This is a genomic window from Aquibacillus kalidii (assembly GCF_014280935.1).
Classification (GTDB): Bacteria; Bacillota; Bacilli; order Bacillales; family Amphibacillaceae; genus Aquibacillus_D; species Aquibacillus_D kalidii.
This window is the reverse complement of sequence record NZ_JACLZI010000005.1, coordinates 1-1,134: the sequence shown is the minus strand read 5'-3', so window position 1 is coordinate 1,134 and position 1,134 is coordinate 1. Positions and strand designations below refer to the sequence as shown.

Sequence of the window (1,134 nt, the reverse complement as noted above, 5' to 3'; positions counted from 1 at the left end):
ATCCTGCGGTAGGTGACTATCGTGCCGGTTCAAGTCCGGCCCTCGGCACCATGCGCCCGTAGCTCAATTGGATAGAGCGTTTGACTACGGATCAAAAGGTTAGGGGTTCGACTCCTCTCGGGCGCGCCATTTCGGGAAGTAGCTCAGCTTGGTAGAGCACTTGGTTTGGGACCAAGGGGTCGCAGGTTCAAATCCTGTCTTCCCGACCATTTTAGTTTTTGGGGCCTTAGCTCAGCTGGGAGAGCGCCTGCTTTGCACGCAGGAGGTCAGCGGTTCGATCCCGCTAGGCTCCACTTTTTCTTTTGGCGGTGTAGCTCAGCTGGCGAGAGCGTACGGTTCATACCCGTGAGGTCGGGGGTTCGATCCCCTCCGCCGCTACTTAGGACCCTTAGCTCAGTTGGTTAGAGCTATCGGCTCATAACCGATCGGTCGCAGGTTCGAATCCTGCAGGGTCCACCATGAGAAAATAATTGTTACAACGGAGGAGTACCCAAGTCCGGCTGAAGGGATCGGTCTTGAAAACCGACAGGGGCTTCACGGCTCGCGGGGGTTCGAATCCCTCCTCCTCCGCCATATATGTTAAGGCTCGGTAGCTCAGTCGGTAGAGCAACGGACTGAAAATCCGTGTGTCGGCGGTTCGATTCCGTCCCGAGCCACCTTTTATGTAACAAATTATTGTTTTATTGCATATCCTAAAAATTGAACATCATTAATACGAGATGTTATTTTTTATGTGCGGGTGTAGTTTAGTGGTAAAACCTCAGCCTTCCAAGCTGATGTCGAGGGTTCGATTCCCTTCACCCGCTCCATTAAGGGGCCTATAGCTCAGCTGGTTAGAGCGCACGCCTGATAAGCGTGAGGTCGGTGGTTCGAGTCCACTTAGGCCCATCACTTCAAGAATTCACATACATTATCTAGTGTTATTAGTAAAAGCAACTTATGCTTTTAACTATATTGCGCCCTTAGCTCAGCTGGATAGAGCAACAGCCTTCTAAGCTGTGGGTCAGAGGTTCGAATCCTCTAGGGCGCGTTTAATTCTTTATTCCACAGTAGCTCAGTGGTAGAGCAATCGGCTGTTAACCGATCGGTCGTAGGTTCGAGTCCTACCTGTGGAGCCAATGGAGAAGTACTCAA

Annotated in this window: 11 tRNA genes; all 11 read left to right on the top strand. The window is 51.3% G+C overall.

Annotation, left to right across the window (positions count from 1 at the left end):
- Positions 1-52: 52 nt before the first annotated feature.
- The 11 genes from H7K77_RS00405 (at position 53) to H7K77_RS00355 (ending at position 1,118) form a co-directional block, all read left to right on the top strand.
- Positions 53-129, top strand: a tRNA-Arg gene (locus H7K77_RS00405).
- A gap of 3 nt (positions 130-132) precedes the next feature.
- A tRNA-Pro gene (locus tag H7K77_RS00400) sits at positions 133-209 on the top strand.
- A gap of 11 nt (positions 210-220) precedes the next feature.
- A tRNA-Ala gene (locus H7K77_RS00395) sits at positions 221-293 on the top strand.
- Between the two features lie 11 nt (positions 294-304).
- Positions 305-378 (top strand) — tRNA-Met (locus H7K77_RS00390).
- A gap of 4 nt (positions 379-382) precedes the next feature.
- Positions 383-459 (top strand) — tRNA-Ile (locus tag H7K77_RS00385).
- A 21-nt stretch (positions 460-480) separates the two neighbouring features.
- Positions 481-573 (top strand) — tRNA-Ser (locus H7K77_RS00380).
- Positions 574-583: 10 nt separating this feature from the next.
- Positions 584-656, top strand: a tRNA-Phe gene (locus H7K77_RS00375).
- Positions 657-735: 79 nt separating this feature from the next.
- A tRNA-Gly gene (locus tag H7K77_RS00370) sits at positions 736-809 on the top strand.
- Between the two features lie 5 nt (positions 810-814).
- Positions 815-888 (top strand) — tRNA-Ile (locus tag H7K77_RS00365).
- A gap of 68 nt (positions 889-956) precedes the next feature.
- Positions 957-1,030 (top strand) — tRNA-Arg (locus H7K77_RS00360).
- A gap of 13 nt (positions 1,031-1,043) precedes the next feature.
- A tRNA-Asn gene (locus H7K77_RS00355) sits at positions 1,044-1,118 on the top strand.
- Positions 1,119-1,134 lie beyond the last annotated feature (16 nt).